This window comes from Neorhizobium galegae, from assembly GCF_017877055.1.
In the GTDB taxonomy this organism is placed as follows: Bacteria; Pseudomonadota; Alphaproteobacteria; order Rhizobiales; family Rhizobiaceae; genus Neorhizobium; species Neorhizobium galegae_D.
Genome location: NZ_JAGIPG010000001.1, coordinates 31,815 through 50,418 on the forward strand (window position 1 = coordinate 31,815; position 18,604 = coordinate 50,418).

Here is an 18,604-nt window from a genome sequence, read left to right on the forward strand (position 1 = left end):
CTCAGATCGGAGAATAAAATGTCATCCTTGACTATGGCGCTGGCCCGCCTTGCGGCGGAGCTTGATGGCCGGACTTTGCCTAAAGAGGTGGTGGGGTGGGCCTCCCGTACTTTCACCGACACGATTGCCTGCGGTCTGGCGGGCGCTTCGGACGAGGCGGTGCAAGCTCTTCGCGCAATATTGCCAGCTGGCAATGGCAAGGCTCGATTGTGGGGCAGCAGCGAGACCGGACATGTCCTGAATGTGGCGCAGATCAACGGCGTGGCCGCACATGCGCTGGATTTCGATGATTGCCATCTGGTCATGGATGGCCATCCGTCCGTGTCGATTGTGCCTGGGCTATTCGCTTTGGCAGAAGAACGGAACTCCTCCGGCATCGAGCTGCTGACGGCCTATATTGCGGGCCTGGAAACGGAACTGCGTCTCGCGAAAATCTGCAATCCTGCCCATGCCGATCGCGGATGGCACCCCACGGTGACCTTTGGCGTGATCGGCGCTGCCGTCGCATGTAGCCGGTTGCTGCGGCTCTATGAGAACGGGGTGGCGGCGGGAATCGCTATTGCAGCTTCCTGCTCATCGGGGTTGCGTGCCAACTCCGGCACCATGACTAAACCGTTGCATGCCGGGCAGGCGGCGCGAAACGGCCTTCAGGCCGCATTGCTGGCAGAACGCGGATTTTCGGCCAACCTCACTGCTCTCGAGCATCGTTTTGGCTTCATCGCCGCGTTCGGCGGTGGCCCCGCGCAGGAGTGGCAAGAGGTGTTGGCGGGGTTGGAAGGTACCTTCCTCCTTCTTGAGCCCGGTATTGCGATCAAGCAGTATCCATGCTGCGCCTTCATTCATTCAGCGATCGATGCTGCGGCCCAGCTGCGCGCACATGTCGCTAAGCAGGAAGATGTAGCCTCGGTAACGGTGCGGCTTCACAGCCGCCGTCTGCGCAATATCGATCGGCCGTCGCCGAAAGATGGGTTCGATGCGAAGTTCAGCACGCAATATCTCGCGGCCCGTTCCTTACTGCAAAATACCATCGGCTTCTCGGATTTCTCCCCAGAAGCAATAGCCGATGAGAAGGTCGCAACCCTCTCCGCGAAGGTTCGACTGGAGCCGCACGAGGACGAAGATCTGTCTTTCGGCCGCGTGGAGGTGGTACTGACCGATGGCCGGCGGCTGAGTGCTGAAGACAGCGTCGCCATGGGGAGAGGTCCCTCCAACTCCATGAGTGAAGCGCAATTCGCGGATAAATTTCACAGCTGCACTGCGGAGGTGCTGACGCGCGAGGAGAGCGAACGGCTCTTATCCGCGCTGCTCGCTCTGTCTGAACAACCCTCCGCCGCTTCAATCGGAAAGCTGATGCTGGGTTCAGCAGTCAACCGTCATTCATATATTGAGAAGGTGTAACCGCGATGTCTTTGTCCTTACAGCTTGCCGAACGCGCGGTTGCGCTTGTGCCCCAGGATTTCGATCCCGAAGCCATCGGATGGGCTCGGGATGCAATAGCGGACATGATCGGCTGCGCCTTGATTGGCGCGGTGACCGAGACGGCGGAAAAGTCGATGTTGCCGGGCATGCTGACGGAGGGCCAATGCCTCGTGCTCGGTCGCAGGATGCGCCTCGGAAAACTCGATGCAGCCTTCGTCAACGGTACCTCGGGCCATGCCATTGATTACGATGATACCAGCAAGTCGCTGTCGGGCCATCCCACTGTCATCATCGTTCCGGGACTGCTTGCGCTTGCAGAAACGCTGAACTCCACCGGTCGCGAATTCGTTGATGCCTATATCGTCGGTGTGGAGGCTGCGACGCGCTTTGCCCGCGGCGTCAACTTTTACCATTATGAAAAGGGTTGGCATCCTACGGCCACGCTCGGGATTTTCGGTGCCGCTGTCGCTGCCAGCCACCTGCTGAATCTCGACGCCGGTCAAATGGCAAATGCGATTTCGATTGCGGCGTCGTCTTCCGCGGGCATCAAGGCCAATTTTGGTACGGATACCAAGCCGCTGCATGCCGGCTTTCAGGCTCGCAACGGCCTTTTGGCAGCGCTTCTCGCTGCCAAGGGCGTCAACGGTTCGGGCGTCGCGCTGGAGCATCCGCAGGGTTTCTTGAATGTTTTCAACGGTGCCGGTAATTTTGACACTACGCGCATGCTGAGCGACTGGGGGAGACCTCTCGATCTGCTCAAGCCGGGGATTTCCATCAAGAAATACCCTTGCGTTTACAGTGTCCACGCCGCCATCGATGCAGCGATTGCGCTGCATCAGGGACCTTTGAACGATCCTGCCGAAATCAGCAATGTTCTCGTGCGCATGCATCCGCGCAGAATGTTGCCGCATGTCCGCAATCCCGCAACCACGGCCCTCAATGCCAAATTCTCACTGCCTTATGCGGTCGCTCGGGGTCTCGTGAACGGTGCGGTTCTGCTCGATCATTTCGAGGACGCGGCTCTGCATGATCCGCAAGTGCTGCATATCATGAGCTTGATCCGCATGGAAAATCTGCCCGACGACGCCAGTGATTACGGTGGTGAGGTCCATATCACCCTGTCGAATGGCCAGGTCTTCTCCCATTCCGTCGATGCACCGGTGGGACGCGGTCCTGAAACACCGCTGCCGCCTGGAATGTTGCGAGCGAAGTTTACGGATTGCGCCAGCCGCACACTGACCGACGAAGGCGTCAACGAAGTTTTCGAGCTGCTGATGACGCTCGACACGCTCCCGCGTGTGGGGATGCTGACTGCCGCCATCGAACACAGCACGCGCTAACGCATGGCTTCGGAAATCGCAGTCCGTTCGTACGAAACATGCGCAGATTCAACACGATGGAGTGTTCGTGCGCGCCCTGAAAGGCGTGCTCCGCTCCAAGGTCAAGGAGACATTTCATGAGTTTTTCCAATATGCTGGCGGAGCGCGCCTGTGCATTGACACTCGATTCGCTGCCAGCCGAAGCGTTGCCGGTAACGCGCCGCGCTATTGCGGATACGATCGGCGTGGCATTTGCCGGATGCCGCAGCGATTTCATCGACGCGGTGGAGGATGTCTGCGAAGTCGGCTCGGCTCAGGGCGTGGCAACGCTTTGGGGACGAGGGGAGAGGGCATCGATCCTTCAGGCAGCACTTCTCAACGGGATTTCCGCGCACGCCCTGGATTATGACGATTGCAGCACCACGATGGGCGGGCACCCGTCTGCTCCCGTCCTTCCGGCGATACTCGCGCTTGCTGAACAGAAGAACGCGAGTTTCGGGCAGGTGGCCGAGGCATATGTCGCAGGCGTCGAGGTCGAGACACGCCTCGCGCGCGGTCTACTTCCTCATCATTACGACAAGGGTTGGCATCCAACCGCGACGCTTGGAGTTTTTGGCGCAGCGGCGGCAGCAGCACGGCTTCTCAACTTCGATACCGCCCGGATGGCAAATTGCCTCGCCATGGCGGTTTCCATGGCGTCGGGGCTGAAATCGAATTTCGGTACACCGGTGAAGCCTCTGCATGTCGGCCAGGCCGCTTACCACGGCGTGCTCGCAGCGCTTCTGACGGAGCGTGGTCTCAACTCGAACCCGGAAGCTTTCGAGCATAACTACGGCTTCTTCCGCCTCTTCAACGGTGAAGGTACCTATGACCAACAAGCGATTCTCGATGGCTGGGACGGTCCGCTGGAAACCTTGGCGCCGGGAATTGCCATCAAGCAGCATCCTTGCTGCGGAAGCGCGCATTCCGCAATCGACGCATCCCTCAAAATCGTGAAAGAGCATGGTATTTTCGATGAGCAATCGATCCAGAAGATCGAGATCGAAACCCACGAGCGGCGTCTGGCGCACACCAACCGCCCAATTCCCAAGTCCGGCCTGGACGCCAAGTTCAGCACTCAGTTCCTGACGGCCAAGGCACTTGTCAGCGGCCAGATCCGTCTAGCAGATTTTGAGGATGGGAAATTCCTGACCCCGCAGATTTCGGCGCTCTTGGCAAAGACGCAGGCGACGGGGCACCAGCAGGCCGATGCCTATCGCGGTACGGTGCGCGTCACGCTGACCGATGGTCGCGTACTGGAAAGTGTCGCGTCAACCCAGTTCGGGCGAGGCCCAACCAACCCAATGTCGGATGATGAGCTAAAGAGAAAGTTCATGGATTGCACCGGGGCACTTGTGAGCGCCGAAATGGCGTCCGGCATATTTCGCGAAATCATGGCGCTCGCCCCCACCGACCGGATTGGGCCGGTGATCGCCCGTTGCGCCGTGCAAAGCTAAAATGGGAGTATTGTGATGTTGACATTATACGGAAGACGAGATTCCTCGAATACCGCCAAGGTTCTGTGGTTACTGGACGAGCTGGCACTACCCTTTGATTTCGTTCTGACGGGCGGCAAATTTGGAGGGAACGACAACAATGAATTTCTCCAGATGAACCCGTTCGGCAAGGTTCCCGTCATTCGTCATGGTGACGTTATCGTCTGGGAATCCAACGCCGTTCTTCGTTATCTGGCCAATCTTCAGGATAGCGGTCCTCTCTGGCCACAGGCGGCAGGAGAAGCGGCAAAAATCGATCGATGGATGGATTGGTCCTCAATTTCTGTAACGCCGCCCTTGACCCGCCTGCGAAAGGCCATGAAAGCTGGTACTGCCAACGATGCGGCCAGACAGTCGGTCATGGCTCCCTTTGCTCAGGTCAACGCCTGGCTTGGCAACAATAGGTATCTCGCTGGCGAGCACCTGACCTTGGCAGATATGACCTTCGCACCCTCTGCATACCGATATTGCTTGTTGCAGGACAAGGTCTCGTTACCCAATCTTGAAACCTACGTTGAGCGCCTGAATGAAAACGAAGCGTACCGCCGTCATATCTCGGGTGCATTGACTTGATGGAATTTACCTCACTCTGAGTCCAAGGCGGCCATGGCAATGGCCTGCCTGCGGGCGTCCCGGTAGCGGGAAAACTGCGTGTCCGCGATCACGCCGGCAAGAATGACGCTGCCCATGACGGCGAAATTCAATGAAGAGGGGATGCCCAAGAGATTGACGAGGTTTTGCAGGACCTGAAGCAGGATCACGCCCAGCACCACGCCGATGATCGACCCCTCGCCACCCCGCAGGGAGAAGCCGCCCAGGACCGCGGCGGCTATGCCGTACAGCTCGTAAAAATTGCCATGGGATGAAGGCTGGACAGAGCGGGTATACATGGCGAAAAACACCGCCGAAATGCCTGTCAGAAAAGCGCAAAGCACATAGGCCTGGATGATGACCCTGGTGGTGTCGATGCCTGAAAAACCCGCCGCCTCGGGATTTTTGCCGACGGCAAAAAGATGCCGGCCGAGCACCGTCCGGTGCAGGAGAAACCAAGCAGCGACAGCTACCAGCAGGAACGCGATGACGGAATGCGGCACGCCGGCTGTGCGGCCCGCGACCAGATATTCCAGCATCGGAAAGTCGGACCCGAAGCTGAAGCCGGCCGTGCCATCCCTGGTGTAGAAGCGGGCAATGCCGCGATAGATCAGAAGCCCGCAGAGGGTGACGACGAAAGGCTGAAGCCTGAGGCGGGTTATCAGCCAGCCGTGCAGAAGGCCGATGGCGACTGACAGCACCATCACGATTGCAAGTGCGACTGGCCAGGGAACGCCGAAGCTGGCGATTAGATCGACAAAAATGACGCCTATCAACGCGATCACCGAGCCGATCGACAGTTCGATGCCAGCCGTGACGATGACGAAGGCCTCGGCAATGGAGAACAGCCCGAACAGGCCGATCAGGTTTGCCGTGTTGGCCAGGTTGATCGGCGACAGGAACCGTGGATTTATCACGGCGACGATTGCGCCGACGGTCATCACAAGCGTAGCCAATCCGATATCTTTTTTCTGCATGCTACGGGGTCCCTATTCCACGGCCAGTTGGAGAATGGTCTCCTCGGTCAGTTGATCGCGCGCGAGCATACCGGCGATGCGGCCGCGGCACATGACGGCGACCCGATCGGATATCCCGATCACCTCTTCCATGTCCGACGAGATCATCAGCAGCGCGACGCCATCGGCGGCGAGCGCCTGCATCAGGCGGTAGACTTCTGCCTTAGCGCCGACATCGATACCGCGTGTGGGCTCGTCCAGAATGATGATCCTGGGCTTCATTGCCAGCCATTTGGCCAAGACCACCTTCTGCTGATTGCCACCTGACATTTCTGCCGCCGCGCGACCGAGGCCTGCCGTCTTGATGCTCAGCTTGTTTCGCGATGCCTCAGCCAGGGCGGTCTCGGCGCCTATATCGATAAATCCTATTCGCGACAGCGCGGCGTGGCTCGGCATGGCGATGTTCTCGGTGATCGAGAAATCGAGAAAAAGGCCTTCCGTCTTGCGATCCTCCGGCACCAGGCAGAGGCCGGCGGCGATGGCGGCTGGAACGGAATGGCCGACGAGCCGCTGGCCCTCGATCTCCAGCACGCCCCCTTCGATGCGGTCTATGCCAAAAAGCGCGCGGGCAAGCTCCGTACGCCCCGCGCCGACCAGGCCCGTCAGGCACAGGATCTCGCCCGCGCGCAGGCAAAGGTCGAGCGGATGCTGCGGATAGGCCTTTGTGCGCAGGCCCTTCAATTCCAGGACCGGCCTGCCGGGGTCATGCTCTGCCTTTTCATAGAACTGGCCAACATCGCGGCCGATCATCAACCGGATCATGGCGTCCTTGGTGATTTCGCCGCAACCGAGGGTTCCGGCATTGCGGCCGTCACGCAGCGCCACGACGCGGCTCGCCACCTCCTCGATTTCAGCCAGGCGGTGGGTGATGAACAGCACCGCCACGCCGTCGGCGCTCAGCTGCCTGATGACGTCAAGGAGACGCTTGGTCTCGGACAGGGTCAGGCTGGACGTGGGTTCGTCGAGAATGAGCAGGCGCGGATCGATCGAAAGCGCGCGGGCGATTTCAAGCAATTGCTGATCGGCCAGGGACAGGCCGGAGACAGCGTCATTCGGACCGAAACGAGTATCCAGCCTGGCGAGGATCGGCGCGACCTTGCGCTCCATGGCGGCCTGGTCGAGAAAGCCGAACATCCCGCGCCTGATCTCCCGCCCCAGAAGCACGTTTGCCGTCACATCGAGATTGGGAAACGGATTGAGCTCCTGGTGGACAAGGGCGATGCCGCGCTCATGCACGCGCGCCGATGTCAGCGATGTCACTTCCTCGCCATCGATGACGATGCGGCCCTCGTCAGGTGCGATTGCGCCGCTTAGCACTTTCATCAGCGTGGATTTTCCCGCACCGTTTTCTCCAACCAGGCCGACCACCTCGCCGCCGCGAATGCTCAGCGAGACATTGTTGAGGGCGATTGCTCCCGGATAAACCTTAGTAATCCCCAGAAGGTCGAGCGATATGTCTTTTTGCCGATGGGCCGTCATCGAAACTCCCGGATGGCAGGGACGGATAGGTGCTGCACGAACCAAGCGAGTTCGTGCAGCAGGACCGTTTTGGAGACGACTCCTATTTCCCCACGCGCGCCTTCAATTCGGCGGCGAAGGCATCGACATTGCCTTTGTCGATCTTCTTGGTCGGCACGATGATCAGGCCGTTTGCCGGTATCTGTGACTTGTCGCCCTTCAGGTAGGCGGCCATCAGCTTCATGCCCTGGTATCCCCATTGATAGGGATCCTGGACCACCGTTCCGGCGAATTTGCCTTCCCTCACCGCGCCGAGCGTGACGGGATCTTCGTCGAAGGCGATGACCTGGATTTTTCCCAACTTGCCGGCTGCCTGCAGGGCTTCGTAGATCTTGGGCGGATTGTAGGAATAGAAGCCGACCATGCAGGTGATGTCGGGGTTGGCGGCCAGCACGTCATCGACATTCGACCGGGCGCGGGCGAAATCGACGTCGTCGCCGCGCACATCGACCAGCTCTATGCCGGATCCTTTGACCGCCTTTCGGAAGCCTGCGATCCGTTCGACGGCATTGTCGGCCCCCAGGAAGCCGACGAAGCCCATGCATTTTCCGCCCTTGGGCATGGCCACCCGCGCGATTTCGCCGGCCTGGACCCCAGCATCCGTATTGGACGAACCCAGATAGGCGATGCGCTTGCTGGCGGGCGCATCGCTGTCGGTGGTGAATAGCGGCACTTGGGCCGCGATCCTGTTGAAGGCGCCGATCGAGTTTTTCGGATCCGCCGACGAGATCATGATCGCATCCGCCCCGGCGGCGACCAGGTCGTCCATCAGGGCATTCTGCAGGGCGGCGGTCCCTTGAGCCGGGTAACGGAACTGCAGGTCGTAACCCGGCAATTCGGCCTGGGCCGCCTTCACGCCAGCCTCAGCCAGTTTCCAGAAATCGGACGCGGCGTTGACGACAAAGGCGAGCGCCGGCTTGTCCTCGGCAAGTGACGGACTGGCGGCAAGCACCAGGCCTGCGGCAAGTATCAGCGAATTGAGACGTTTCATGTTGCTCCTCCCCGCGGCCCTCAAAGGTCGCGCTAAACACGGTTTCACATCTGGTGGCGAAATTAATGCTATTACTAATAATTCGCATCCTGCCAGGGGCCTTGAGACGAACCGGCGCCTCGGTCCCTGGCATGGATCCGCACTAGTTCTTGGCACAGAAACCCGGATCGTCGAGGTTGCAGACGTCAAGGCCCGTAAACAGCGGATCGGCCACTTTCTCGCCCTTGATCAGCTTGATCATGACGTCAGGCGCCTTGTAGCCCATCTCGAAGGGGCGCTGGCCGACCTGCGAATGGCTGCGACCTTCGCGGAAGGCCTTGGTCTGCGGCGGCAGCGTATCGCCGGCGATGATGATCAGATCCTTGCTCTTGAGCTTGGGCATCACCTGGTCCGTGACCTGCGCATAGGCCTGCGGGGCAAACTGCGCCCAGCCGCCGACAAGGATAAAGGCGTCCAGCGTGGGATTTGCAGTGAACACATCGGACATCTGCTGGTTAGCAAGGTCCGCCTGGTCATTGGTGTAAACCGGGCACCCTCCGATTTCCTTCCAACCGCCCTGTCCGGTCAGGCGATCGATGTTCTTGGCGCCGCCGATAGTGTCGCGAAAGCCCTGGGCGCGGGCATTGATATTGGCGGCCGCCACGTTGCCGAGTTGCAGGCAGACCGATCCGCCCTTGGGCTTCAGCTTCATGGCCTGCTCGGCCATCTTCACGCCCATCAGGTAGTTGTCGGTGCCCAGATAGGTCTTTCGCAGGCCGTGGTCCTTCTCGAGAAAGTCCGCATCGACAGTCATGACCGGAACCGACGGGGCGATGGCCTTGATGCGGGTCGCCATGGCCGGCGCGTTCGAGGGCGAAATGGCGATGGCCGCAACGCCTTTCGTCAGCAGGTCGTCGACGATCTGGACCTCGCCGGCTTCATCCGCTGATGAGGCCGGACCGGTATAGAGGCATTCATATTCGCTGCTCGCATTCTCCGACTTCCACTTCTTGCAGCCGAGATTGATCTGCTCGAAGAAAGGATTGTCGAGACCCTTGACGACGATCGCCAATGTCTTCTTGCCCTGTGCCGCGGCCGGCGCGGCAGCAAGCGCCGCAACTGACATGGCCGCCATTGCCAATATAGTGATTTTCATTTTCTTTCCTCCTCCTACACCGATCGAGGCCTCATGCCTCAGCCGGGATACCAGACAATGCGCGGGTCGTTGTCCGCGCGCTCGTAGCGCCATGCGCGATCGATCATCTGCTCAAGATCGACCTGCGGTGCCCAGCCAAGCAGCATTCTTGCTTTGGAATTATCGAGCCAGTTGCTGTGAAACGGGGTGTCGATCTCGATCGGCCGTAATCCATGCCGCGCCGCCAGACGTGCTCCGAGATCGCCGTAATCCACTGGTTGGTCCATTGAAATGTTGAAGAGCTGGCCGCTGGCGCGCGGGTTGTCGATAGCAGCCAGGATCGCGTCGACCAGATCGTCGACATGGACGAAATTGCGCCTCAGGTAGCCGCCCCCGGCGTCGCGCATGACGGGGGCATAGCCGCCCGTGCGGAACTGTTCGAGCGCATCTGCGTCGATCAGTTCCGACCAGTTCGGGCCACCGAACTGGTCGTCGCCCAGGGCAAGAGCGAAGCGGAAGTCATCCTTTTCCATGATCCAGGGTGACCGCAGGGTCGTCCAATTCACCCCATACTGGATGCCGAACTGCTCCAGCATCACCTCCTCCAGGGTCTTGGTCAGGGCATAGCAGCCTTTGTAGGCGCGGCGCGGCGCGGCTTCCGTGATCGGCTCGTCGTAGCGCTGGAAGATATGGCCCACGGTGCAATCGCCGCTGAGAAGGATGAACTGCCGGGCGGTATCGGATTTGCGGAACGCGTCGAGCAGCAGGAAAAGGCCCTTAAGCGCGACATCGAAAATCTGTTCCGGCGTTTCCTTGACGGCGGCCATGTGGATCACATGGCTCACCCCCTGCAACGCCCCGGCGACCACAGCGGGATCCGATATGGAACCGGCGACGACGGACAGGCGCTCTGCAGGCTCGATGGTCCTGTTGTTGCAAAGCGCTGCCACCTCCCAATTCGTGAAACGGAGATCAGACCGGAACGCCGGCAGGAAAGCCTGCCCTACCTTCCCTGTGGCGCCTGTAACCAGCAGTTTCATGTCGCACTCCCCCTGCAACATTCTTGTGTGATGGATTTTGTTTACTAATAATATTAAGTCAAGTAATTAGTTATTAAATGCGCAGAACGGGGGCGCCGGCGGGAAGGAGAGAGGCCTGCGGGCGCGCCAGGAGACCATTGCGGGGGAGGAGAACCACGTGTCGCGACTTGTCTTTTCAGGAATTTCGAAAAACTTCGGAGCCATCCAGGCACTCAGCGACGTGTCGCTGTCCATCGAGCCGGGAGAAGTGCTGGGGCTGATGGGCGACAACGGCGCGGGCAAGTCCACGCTGGCCAAAATCATCGCCGGTAATTTCCGCCCGTCTACCGGCGATATCAGCATCGATGGAAAATCTGTCGTCTTTCACAAGCCGATCGATGCGCAGCGCGAGGGGGTGGAGATGGTCTACCAGGACCTCGCGCTTGCCGACAATCTTTCGGCAGCCTCAAATGTCTTCTTGGGCAGGGAGCCGCTGCGCCGGTTCGGGCCGATCCGATATATCGATTACAAGCGGATGAACACAGTCTCAGCCGACCTGTTCAAGCAGCTCAAGTCCGAAACGCGCCCGCGACAGCTCGTGCGGCGCATGTCCGGGGGGCAGCGCCAGGCGGTCGCGATTGCCCGCACGCTGCTGTCGGAACCGAAGATCGTGATGATGGACGAACCGACCGCGGCCATTTCGGTACGCCAGGTGGCTGAAGTGCTCGACCTGATCCGCCGCCTGCGCGACCGCGGCATCAGCGTGATCCTGATCAGCCACCGGATGCCGGACATCTTCAGCGTGTCCGACAAGATCGCCGTCCTGCGCCGCGGGCGCTTGGTCTGCCGCAAGCCGGTGGGCGCCTCATCGCCCGAGGAAGTGACCGGGCTGATCACCGGCGCCATCGATGCCGCTTAGGAGAAAAATCGCCATGACGACACTCGACGACATCATCAACAATTCCCAGCACGATAGCTGGTTTGCCCGGCTGAAGAACCTGCAGGTCTTCTGGGTCTTCATAGCGGCCGTGCTGGCATGCCTGGCCCTGTCGCTGATGACTGATGCGTTCACCAGCGACCGCAATCTCTTCAACGTCGCCCGAAATTTCGCCTTCGTGGCGGTCATTGCCATCGGCATGACGGCCGTGATTGCATCTGGCGGCATCGACCTGTCCGTTGGCTCGAGCGTGGTGCTGAGCGCCATGGTGATCAGTGTGGCCATGGCCGGCGGCATGGGTTTCTGGCTGTCTGCCGGTCTTGCGTTGGGGGCCGCCCTGCTGGTCGGCCTGCTCAACGGCATCCTGATCGCCTATGCCGGCATGCCGGCCTTTGTCGTGACGCTCGGGAGCCTGTCGGCCGCCCGGTCCCTGGCGATGGTGCTTTCGGACAACAAGATGATATGGGAGTTCGGTCCCGATCACGGCCTGCTGCTGTGGATCGGCGGCGGTTCGACACTCGGGCTTCCCCACCCATTATATGTGCTGTGCGTGCTGGCCGTGGTCATGTCGCTGGTGTTTCGCTGGACGAGGTGGGGCCAGCATCTTTTCGCCATCGGCGGCAACGAGAATGCGGCTGTGCTGGCTGGCATTCCGGTGCGGCGCCTGAAAGTCAGCATCTATATGTTCTCGGCCATGACCGCCGGGCTGGCCGGCATCCTGATGGCCGGCTGGCTGGGAAGCGTCACAACCAATCTCGGACAGGGAATGGAACTGACCGTGATTGCCGCCGCCGTGATCGGCGGCGCCAACCTGGCGGGCGGGGAGGGCAATGCGCTTGGCGCGGTGGTTGGCGCATTGTTGATAGAGGTGATTCGCAACTCCCTGATCCTGTTGGGCATCTCGACTTTCTGGCAAGGAATGTTCATAGGTACGTTCATAATCGTTGCTGTGGCATTCGACCGATTCCGGAATATGCGGAGATAGGTGGAAAACCTCGCGGTGTTGTGGCAAGCGACATGGAGAACTCCTTGAAACCAACCATGATGGATGTCGCGGCCCGAGCAAGTGTGTCACAGGCAACCGTTTCCCTGATCCTCAACGGCAGTTCCGGCGCCCGCTTCAGCGAAGCCACGCGCAAAAAGGTAATGGATGCGGTTCAGGAGCTTGGATACAGGCTCCCGAACAGGTCGCCGTCTGGAGACCTATCGGACAGCAGGGTCATCTGCTTTATCACGGACGAGCTGACAACCGATCCCTGGATGGCGCTCGCCTTCGAGGGAGCGCGGGAAAAGGCGCTCGAATTCGGCATTATCGTCACGCTCGGCATTTTTCGCGCGGGCGAGGACCCCGAGGAGGACGTGTTTTCGCTGTGCCAGCAACAACCCCTGCTGGGCTATATCTTCGGCACCATCCTGACCCGCAAGATTGACCCGCCGGCGGCCCTGTTCACCGTGCCTTCAGTGCTGGTCAATTGCTACGACCAGGACAGACGACTGCCCTCCATCGTGCCTGGAGACGTCGCCGGTGGCCGCGCCGCCACGGAGCGGCTGATCCGCGCTGGCCGCAGCCGGGTCGCCTTGATCAACGGCCAGGAGGGTCTCGACAATCCGCGTGACCGTTTGCGCGGCTACAAGCAGGCGCTGGCCAGCAACGACTTCACCTTCGACCCGCAACTGGTGCGCTACGGAAATTGGGAGCCGTCATCAGGCTATAGCGAAACCCATTTCCTGATGGACCTGCCCAATCCCCCCGACGCCATCTTCTGCGCCAACGATCTGATGGCGCTGGGGTGCGTCGAGGCGCTCAAGGAGCGGGGAAAGTCCATCCCGAAGGACGTCTCCGTGATCGGGTTCGACAATCGCGACATCGCCCAGTTCATCCGTCCGCCGCTGACAACCCTGCACCTGCCGCTGTTCGAGATGGGCGCCATGGCCGTGGAAATGATCCACGACATCGCCGGCGGCCTGAAAAGCAGCCATGACCAGCTGAAGGTCGAATGCGCCCTCGTCGAGCGTGAATCCGTGTAATCGGCCGCCGGATACTGCCCAGCTTATACGCCGGATGAAGAACGGGGCATCGAAAGATTGCCACATGTCGTCATCTTAACTACCTGCGATGGGAGGCAACTGAGTATTGACCGTCTTCATGTCAAAGGCGCGATCGAAGCGCCTTGGACGACGTGGACCGCCATGCAAAATTTCTGGATTGCCTGAATTGGGCAAATATTCCGCACACCAAAACCGGGGTAAGCGACGAAAAAATATATCGTCAAGGCGCAAGTATGGATTCGAAGTTGAACTCAAGTATGTTTTTCCATATATTATCAGTATATAAGGTATATTTCAAATTTTGAAGTATGTTCCCCATGATTTCCCGGTAAGGCGCTGCATGCTGGTATTTTCAGATGAAAATTTGGAGGTGATACATCGTCCGGGATCATCTTCCTATCTTCTCGTTACCTTCAACGAGATGGAAATGAAGGCCAACGGCAGTCGCTTCTGGGGGCAGCGGTTCTGCGAGAAAGCCGACATTTCGGCGCTTGGTTTCATCAGCCGACGGCCCAACTGGTTTCCCGCGGCGAGCGTCGTGAAGGCTGTCGAGGCTGCCGCGCCCATCCTTGCCGCAGCACCGGAGCGGATCCTTTACGGGCATTCGCAGGGCGGCTACGCGGCCTTGCGGTACCGAAGGCGCTTCAACGCGGCCGTTGCCATCGCCTTTTGCCCCCAGGTCTCGATCGATCCGAAAGCCGTTCCTTTCGACGGCAGGTTTGCACGCCATTTCTCGCCCGATTTCCACGCCAATATGGGGATCGCGCCTGATCACGCAGCTGGCCGGGCCTATCTCTTCTTCGATCCGTTCCACGCCGTCGATCGCCAGCACGCGGTTCGGATCGCGGCGCTGCAGGAGGGGACGCGTCTCGTGCCGGTCCATATGACGGGTCATGGCACCGTTCGCGCGTTCACCGGAACGGCACGCGCTCTGTCGCTGATCGAGGCCTGCCGCGAGGACGATCTTCCGGCTCTTCGGGCTCTGGCCCGCGCGGCCCGGGTCAGGGCGCCGATGCGGCCTTATCAGATCGCGATGACGGCAATCGCCCGGCATCGGGCCTGGGCCGACCGGTTTCATGCACATTTCGGCTCGGCTTTCTCTCCGGTCGAGCGAGCAAACTTCCTCTATCATCGGGCCAACCGCCACATCCGCGACGGCGAGCTTGCGGCGGCGCGGACCATGCTTGTGGACGCCATGACATGCCAGCCGGAAAATGCTGGCTTCGCCCGCCGGATGGCGGAACTGGACAGCCGTATCGCGCGCCGTCCAGGGGCGGATGGCGCCGCGCATTCGTGATCCGAATGTCGCCGAGCCTGTTCGGCAAGACGGTCTTGCTGAAGAGTGACAGCCCATCTCAGGCCCAGCGCTCCTGATTGCCGGTAGTATCCTTGTTCCAAACCGGCGGCGGAGGATGGCCTTGCGGACTTTCGCCCGCATGCAGGCGGCCTTCAGGCGACCTTGCGACCGGCTTCTCAAGGGCTTGCCTGATTATCCTCTCCCGGTCGAAACGCTTTCAGCGCTTAACAAGGCGAACGTCGTCAAAGCGAGTGCGCCAGAAGCGTGGGGCTCTCGGTCACCGCGGCATCGAGCTTGCGCCGTAGCAGGGTGCGATAGAGTTTGACGTGTTCTTGCGCGCAGGCGAGGCGGTCGGCGGGTTGTCGCATGGAGCCTCGCAGCCGCTTCCAGATTTGGCTATCACCCAAGACCTCGACGAGGCGGTCTGCGAGGTCCTGGCTGCTGCCGGCGCGAAAGTGCAGGCCGTCCTTTCCGTCACGCACCTTCTCGGCCATCCCGCCGATGTCGGACGCGATCATCGGCCTGCGATGGAGCAGGGCCTCCTGGATCACGACGGGCGAGTTTTCCCACCAGACGGACGGCAGAACCACCCAGTCGACCGAACGCATGAGACGCGGCACGTCCGCGTTCTGGTAAGCGCCGTAGAAGCGGACACGTTGGCCGGCGTCTGCGATGAGCTCCTTCATCCGTTCCTGGAATTCGATCGGCTGTCGCTCGAGATTGCCGCCGAAGATCATCAGGCAGGAATCTTCGCCCCATATCTCCTTCGGGATGCGCGAAACGGCATCGATCAGGAGGTCGGCTCCCTTGAACGGCGTCATTTGTCCGAAATAGGCGAAGCGGTTGCGGCGCGGGTTGGGACCCTGCGTTTCTCGCGCGGGCGCGGCCGTTTCGACGGAGATGCCATTTTCGATGACGCTGAGCTTGTCCTTTTCGATGCCCCATGCGGCATAGCGTTCCGCCAGAAACCGGCTGGGGGAGACGAAGGCATCGGCAAGGCCAAGCATTCCGCGCGCAAACAATTCCCGCTTCAGGAAGCGTGAGACGGGTATGTCGGGAAAGCAGCCGTGGCAGGCGACGGGGGATGCCGTTTCGCAGAGCTGACCGGAAGGCCGTTTCACCATCTGCCCGTGATTGTGGCAGATCGACAGGTATTCGTGGAACGTGACGAGAATGGCCGCGTGCGGAAATGCTTCTCTCAGGGCGTAGAGGGCTTCAAGGCCAATCCCGAGAACATGATGGAAATGGATGACATGCGGCCTCAGGTCGCGCGCGAAACGCAAGAGGTCCCGGCTGATCGCCTGGGTATCGCCGTTGGATAGAAAGAAGTGGTCGTAATCGTCCGCGTGGAACAGCAGTTCATCCTCGGCAAGGCGGAGGCTCATCAGCGCGGACGAGGCATGCCGCGGGACCGGATGACCGACCCGGGCGAGATAAACCGATTGCACGTTCGGCAATGCGTTCAGGCCGCGATGCAGGTTGTGAGATGCGATCTCCGCCCCACCGAGCGAAACCGTCGGGTGCGCATGCGAGACGACAAGGACGCGAAGCTGCTCGTTCATGCGGGCCTCTTTTCCAGGTGCTTTTCAACGGTGAGGATAGGCAACCATTGACTCTTGAAGATCTTTCGATCGATCTCTTCCACCAGGGCCGCCATCGCCGGACTATCACCGCTGCGTGCGTCGTCGCAGCCCCACATCTGCACCGACGGCAGCACGTAGCAGTCAAACCCGGAGCGGCTGAGACGGAGGCCGAGATCCAGACCCTTTTCCTGCCCGCCCAGATAGGCGCCGGAAAAGCCGCCCGCACGCAACAGGGCGTGGCGAGGCATGACGCAGCACTCGAGCGAGGCCGCGGCGATACGCGTCAGCTTCATGTCGGTAACCGCCTTGAGCGGATATCCGGCATAGCGGCCAACGATGGGTTCGTCGCCGTTGCCGTCATCGATCCAGCTTCCCGCCCAGCGAATGGAATGGTCCTCGTAAGCCAGGACGGGCGAGACGACGCATCCTTTGAGCGTCGCGGCCGTGGCCAGGAGCTTGCCGTACCAGCCTGCCCCGCGCGGGATCAGCGAGGCGGAGAGCGACACGACCGTTTCGCAGGAGAGTGCTTGCGTGCCGGCTTCCAGCATGTCGTAGACGTCGCCTGTTCCCTTCGCCGACACCAGTCTGGCCGAAAGGCCATAGAACCGCACGAGCTCCCTTAGGCGGGCACCCTGCCTGCGAAAGCGCTCCGCCGGCATGGCGATCACGATCGGCACGCGCCGGGTTTCGGGATCGAGCGCAAGCAAGGCCAGCAGCGGGGAAATGTCCTCCTCGCTCTCTCCGGCGCCGATGACGATCGGCGGGCTGCTTTCCTCATCGAAGGAGCCGGCATCCAGGATTGTCTCCATGACCGGTGTCGACCTTCCGGATTGTCCGAGGAACGGGACAATCTGTGAATCGACGATCGCCGGCAGCGCATAGTTCGCGGGATCGATGGAGCCGATCTGGCGCAATACCGCCGAGCGCGCCGAAACCCGCGTTGGTTTCAACGGCAGGAACGCCCGGCGCTCATCGCGCAGCGTGAGTTCGAAGTAGAGGGGCGCATCGGGATCGCCATTCGGCAACCGGGCGTGGGCGATGAAGCCGTGCGCGCGCTGTTCGCTCCGAAGGCTCGGCGTGAAGTGCTGCTGGTCGTTGAAACTGTCGGTGACATCGGGGCGATCGAAGCGCGTCCAGCACTCGTCGAGGCGAGCCGCAGCATCGCGTCGGCGTAGTCTTACCGTTGCGACGTGGCCGTCGGGATCATAAAGCCAGCCGCAGACGAGGAGGTTTCCTCCACCCGCCTCAAATGCGCTGTCTATTCCCATTCGGACGGGATAGGGCAGGCTGGAGACGGTTTCCTTGCCCTCGAAGCTGTTGGCGGCTGTTCGCAGGGACAGGAACACGTCCGGGGTGCTTTGGGTCCGCAGCAAAATCGACCGGATGTGTTCCGGCGTTTCCAGCGGGCCGGCTATGCGCTTTCGGGGGTGAACCGCAATATACCGCCAACCGGCGCGTCCCCGAAAGACCAGCCCCTCGATGTCGAGAGCGCGGGCAGCCTGGCTGGCCTCGATAAGGCCGACAAAACCGGAGGCGCCGTCGGGAGCGTCCGGGCGGGGAAAGATGGCGATACCGCACTCCGCGACCGCCGGTGTCAGATTGCCGACCGGGGAGACCCGGCACGGACCTGGCGCCATGCCGCGGCTCCACCCCTGCAGGAGCGTCGCACCATCATGGCTCTCACCAATCAACTCGATGAAACCGTCGCTGGCGTGGGCTGACTGCAAAAGCGTGGTTATCGTCAAAAGTCGGCGGCGGCTTACATTGCCGGCCATCAGAGCGTCCACGAGCCGGTTGAGGACGGCGGCTGACTGAGGTCCCGCGGACTCGACCACAAGCGCGACTGCTTCCTCCGTGGTGGCAAGCCGGGGCGCAAAGATGTAGTGTGCGCCCGTCTCCTCCTCTCCGAAGCGGATCGTGGTCATCGCCGGATCCGTGTCCACGGCCGGAAGGAGCGCTGCGAAGCCGTGCCTGGCTCGCGGTGAGGGTGCGGCCAATCGCCATTCCGAGACAAACGAGCTTCGCGTGACGGCCTGATCCTCGCCGACGCCGACCACCACGTCACCGGCCGTGACACGGCCCAGGCCGATGATCAGCAAGGTTGCCTCGTCGATCCGGCAGCCGATAACCCTTCCGGAGCGTATTGCCCTGCTCACGGCATGCCTGCCCGCCGAGGGGCCAGTGACAGCGGGGGATTGTTCCGTAACCAGCACGCC

The 18,604-nt window shown here is 60.9% G+C and carries 15 protein-coding genes; 8 read left to right on the plus strand and 7 right to left on the minus strand.

The genetic code is table 11. The features are described from left to right. Positions 1 to 18: 18 nt before the first annotated feature. The 4 genes from J2857_RS00160 (at position 19) to J2857_RS00175 (ending at position 4,846) form a co-directional block, all read left to right on the plus strand. Positions 19 to 1,398 (plus strand): MmgE/PrpD family protein, encoded by a 1,380-nt coding sequence (locus J2857_RS00160; protein WP_210007993.1) that lies wholly within the window; start codon positions 19 to 21, stop codon positions 1,396 to 1,398. Between the two features lie 5 nt (positions 1,399 to 1,403). Further along, positions 1,404 to 2,759: an MmgE/PrpD family protein gene (locus tag J2857_RS00165; protein ID WP_210007994.1), complete on the plus strand. Its 1,356-nt coding sequence runs from the start codon at positions 1,404 to 1,406 to the stop codon at positions 2,757 to 2,759. A gap of 131 nt (positions 2,760 to 2,890) precedes the next feature. Further along, positions 2,891 to 4,234 (plus strand): MmgE/PrpD family protein, encoded by a 1,344-nt coding sequence (locus tag J2857_RS00170; RefSeq protein ID WP_210007995.1) that lies wholly within the window; start codon positions 2,891 to 2,893, stop codon positions 4,232 to 4,234. 15 nt (positions 4,235 to 4,249) lie between these two features. Further along, a complete protein-coding gene (locus J2857_RS00175; RefSeq protein ID WP_210007996.1) occupies positions 4,250 to 4,846 on the plus strand; it encodes a glutathione S-transferase family protein in 597 nt (198 codons plus the stop codon). A gap of 11 nt (positions 4,847 to 4,857) precedes the next feature. Here J2857_RS00175 and J2857_RS00180 read toward each other — a convergent pair whose 3' ends face one another. From J2857_RS00180 to J2857_RS00200, 5 genes are all read right to left on the minus strand, one after another. After that, positions 4,858 to 5,841, minus strand: coding sequence for an ABC transporter permease (locus J2857_RS00180; protein WP_210007997.1), 984 nt, complete (start codon positions 5,839 to 5,841; stop codon positions 4,858 to 4,860). 12 nt (positions 5,842 to 5,853) lie between these two features. Next, positions 5,854 to 7,359, minus strand: a complete 1,506-nt coding sequence (locus J2857_RS00185; RefSeq protein ID WP_210007998.1) for a sugar ABC transporter ATP-binding protein — start codon at positions 7,357 to 7,359, stop codon at positions 5,854 to 5,856. 82 nt (positions 7,360 to 7,441) lie between these two features. Then, a complete protein-coding gene (locus J2857_RS00190) occupies positions 7,442 to 8,389 on the minus strand; it encodes a sugar-binding protein (protein WP_210007999.1) in 948 nt (315 codons plus the stop codon). A gap of 142 nt (positions 8,390 to 8,531) precedes the next feature. Beyond that, positions 8,532 to 9,524, minus strand: a complete 993-nt coding sequence (locus tag J2857_RS00195) for a substrate-binding domain-containing protein (protein WP_210008000.1) — start codon at positions 9,522 to 9,524, stop codon at positions 8,532 to 8,534. A 38-nt stretch (positions 9,525 to 9,562) separates the two neighbouring features. Further along, positions 9,563 to 10,543, minus strand: a complete 981-nt coding sequence (locus J2857_RS00200) for an NAD-dependent epimerase/dehydratase family protein (RefSeq protein WP_210008001.1) — start codon at positions 10,541 to 10,543, stop codon at positions 9,563 to 9,565. A gap of 157 nt (positions 10,544 to 10,700) precedes the next feature. Here J2857_RS00200 and J2857_RS00205 point away from each other — a divergent pair, with 157 nt between their 5' ends. From J2857_RS00205 to J2857_RS00220, 4 genes are all read left to right on the plus strand, one after another. Beyond that, entirely contained in the window at positions 10,701 to 11,441 is a 741-nt protein-coding gene (locus J2857_RS00205) for an ATP-binding cassette domain-containing protein (RefSeq protein WP_348635643.1), read from the plus strand. A 13-nt stretch (positions 11,442 to 11,454) separates the two neighbouring features. Further along, positions 11,455 to 12,444 carry an ABC transporter permease gene (locus tag J2857_RS00210; protein WP_210008002.1) on the plus strand — a complete coding sequence of 330 codons (990 nt, stop codon included), beginning with the start codon at positions 11,455 to 11,457 and terminating at the stop codon, positions 12,442 to 12,444. A gap of 44 nt (positions 12,445 to 12,488) precedes the next feature. Next, positions 12,489 to 13,487, plus strand: a complete 999-nt coding sequence (locus J2857_RS00215; RefSeq protein ID WP_245362944.1) for a LacI family DNA-binding transcriptional regulator — start codon at positions 12,489 to 12,491, stop codon at positions 13,485 to 13,487. Positions 13,488 to 13,848: 361 nt separating this feature from the next. Next, positions 13,849 to 14,805 (plus strand): hypothetical protein, encoded by a 957-nt coding sequence (locus J2857_RS00220; RefSeq protein WP_210008003.1) that lies wholly within the window; start codon positions 13,849 to 13,851, stop codon positions 14,803 to 14,805. A 242-nt stretch (positions 14,806 to 15,047) separates the two neighbouring features. Here J2857_RS00220 and J2857_RS00225 read toward each other — a convergent pair whose 3' ends face one another. Together J2857_RS00225 and J2857_RS00230 are read right to left on the minus strand one after the other, a co-directional pair. Then, the gene (locus J2857_RS00225) at positions 15,048 to 16,367 is read right to left on the minus strand and encodes a glycosyltransferase family 4 protein (RefSeq protein ID WP_210008004.1); all 1,320 of its coding nucleotides are present in this window, start codon (positions 16,365 to 16,367) and stop codon (positions 15,048 to 15,050) included. Next, positions 16,364 to 18,601, minus strand: coding sequence for a glycosyltransferase family 2 protein (locus J2857_RS00230; RefSeq protein ID WP_210008005.1), 2,238 nt, complete (start codon positions 18,599 to 18,601; stop codon positions 16,364 to 16,366). The genes J2857_RS00225 and J2857_RS00230 overlap by 4 nt, the downstream gene beginning before the upstream one ends. Positions 18,602 to 18,604 lie beyond the last annotated feature (3 nt).

What these genes read in the sequence shown, in the direction of transcription:
- J2857_RS00165 (WP_210007994.1), top strand. Translation starts at nt 1,404, where the DNA reads ATGTCTTTGTCCTTACAGCTTGCCGAACGCGCGGTTGCGCTTGTGCCC.
- J2857_RS00180 (WP_210007997.1), bottom strand. Translation starts at nt 5,841, where the DNA reads ATGCAGAAAAAAGATATCGGATTGGCTACGCTTGTGATGACCGTCGGC.
- J2857_RS00210 (WP_210008002.1), top strand. Translation starts at nt 11,455, where the DNA reads ATGACGACACTCGACGACATCATCAACAATTCCCAGCACGATAGCTGG.
- J2857_RS00220 (WP_210008003.1), top strand. Translation starts at nt 13,849, where the DNA reads ATGCTGGTATTTTCAGATGAAAATTTGGAGGTGATACATCGTCCGGGA.
- J2857_RS00225 (WP_210008004.1), bottom strand. Translation starts at nt 16,367, where the DNA reads ATGAACGAGCAGCTTCGCGTCCTTGTCGTCTCGCATGCGCACCCGACG.
- J2857_RS00200 (WP_210008001.1), bottom strand. Translation starts at nt 10,543, where the DNA reads ATGAAACTGCTGGTTACAGGCGCCACAGGGAAGGTAGGGCAGGCTTTC.
- J2857_RS00175 (WP_210007996.1), top strand. Translation starts at nt 4,250, where the DNA reads ATGTTGACATTATACGGAAGACGAGATTCCTCGAATACCGCCAAGGTT.
- J2857_RS00170 (WP_210007995.1), top strand. Translation starts at nt 2,891, where the DNA reads ATGCTGGCGGAGCGCGCCTGTGCATTGACACTCGATTCGCTGCCAGCC.
- J2857_RS00185 (WP_210007998.1), bottom strand. Translation starts at nt 7,359, where the DNA reads ATGACGGCCCATCGGCAAAAAGACATATCGCTCGACCTTCTGGGGATT.
- J2857_RS00190 (WP_210007999.1), bottom strand. Translation starts at nt 8,389, where the DNA reads ATGAAACGTCTCAATTCGCTGATACTTGCCGCAGGCCTGGTGCTTGCC.
- J2857_RS00160 (WP_210007993.1), top strand. Translation starts at nt 19, where the DNA reads ATGTCATCCTTGACTATGGCGCTGGCCCGCCTTGCGGCGGAGCTTGAT.
- J2857_RS00195 (WP_210008000.1), bottom strand. Translation starts at nt 9,524, where the DNA reads ATGAAAATCACTATATTGGCAATGGCGGCCATGTCAGTTGCGGCGCTT.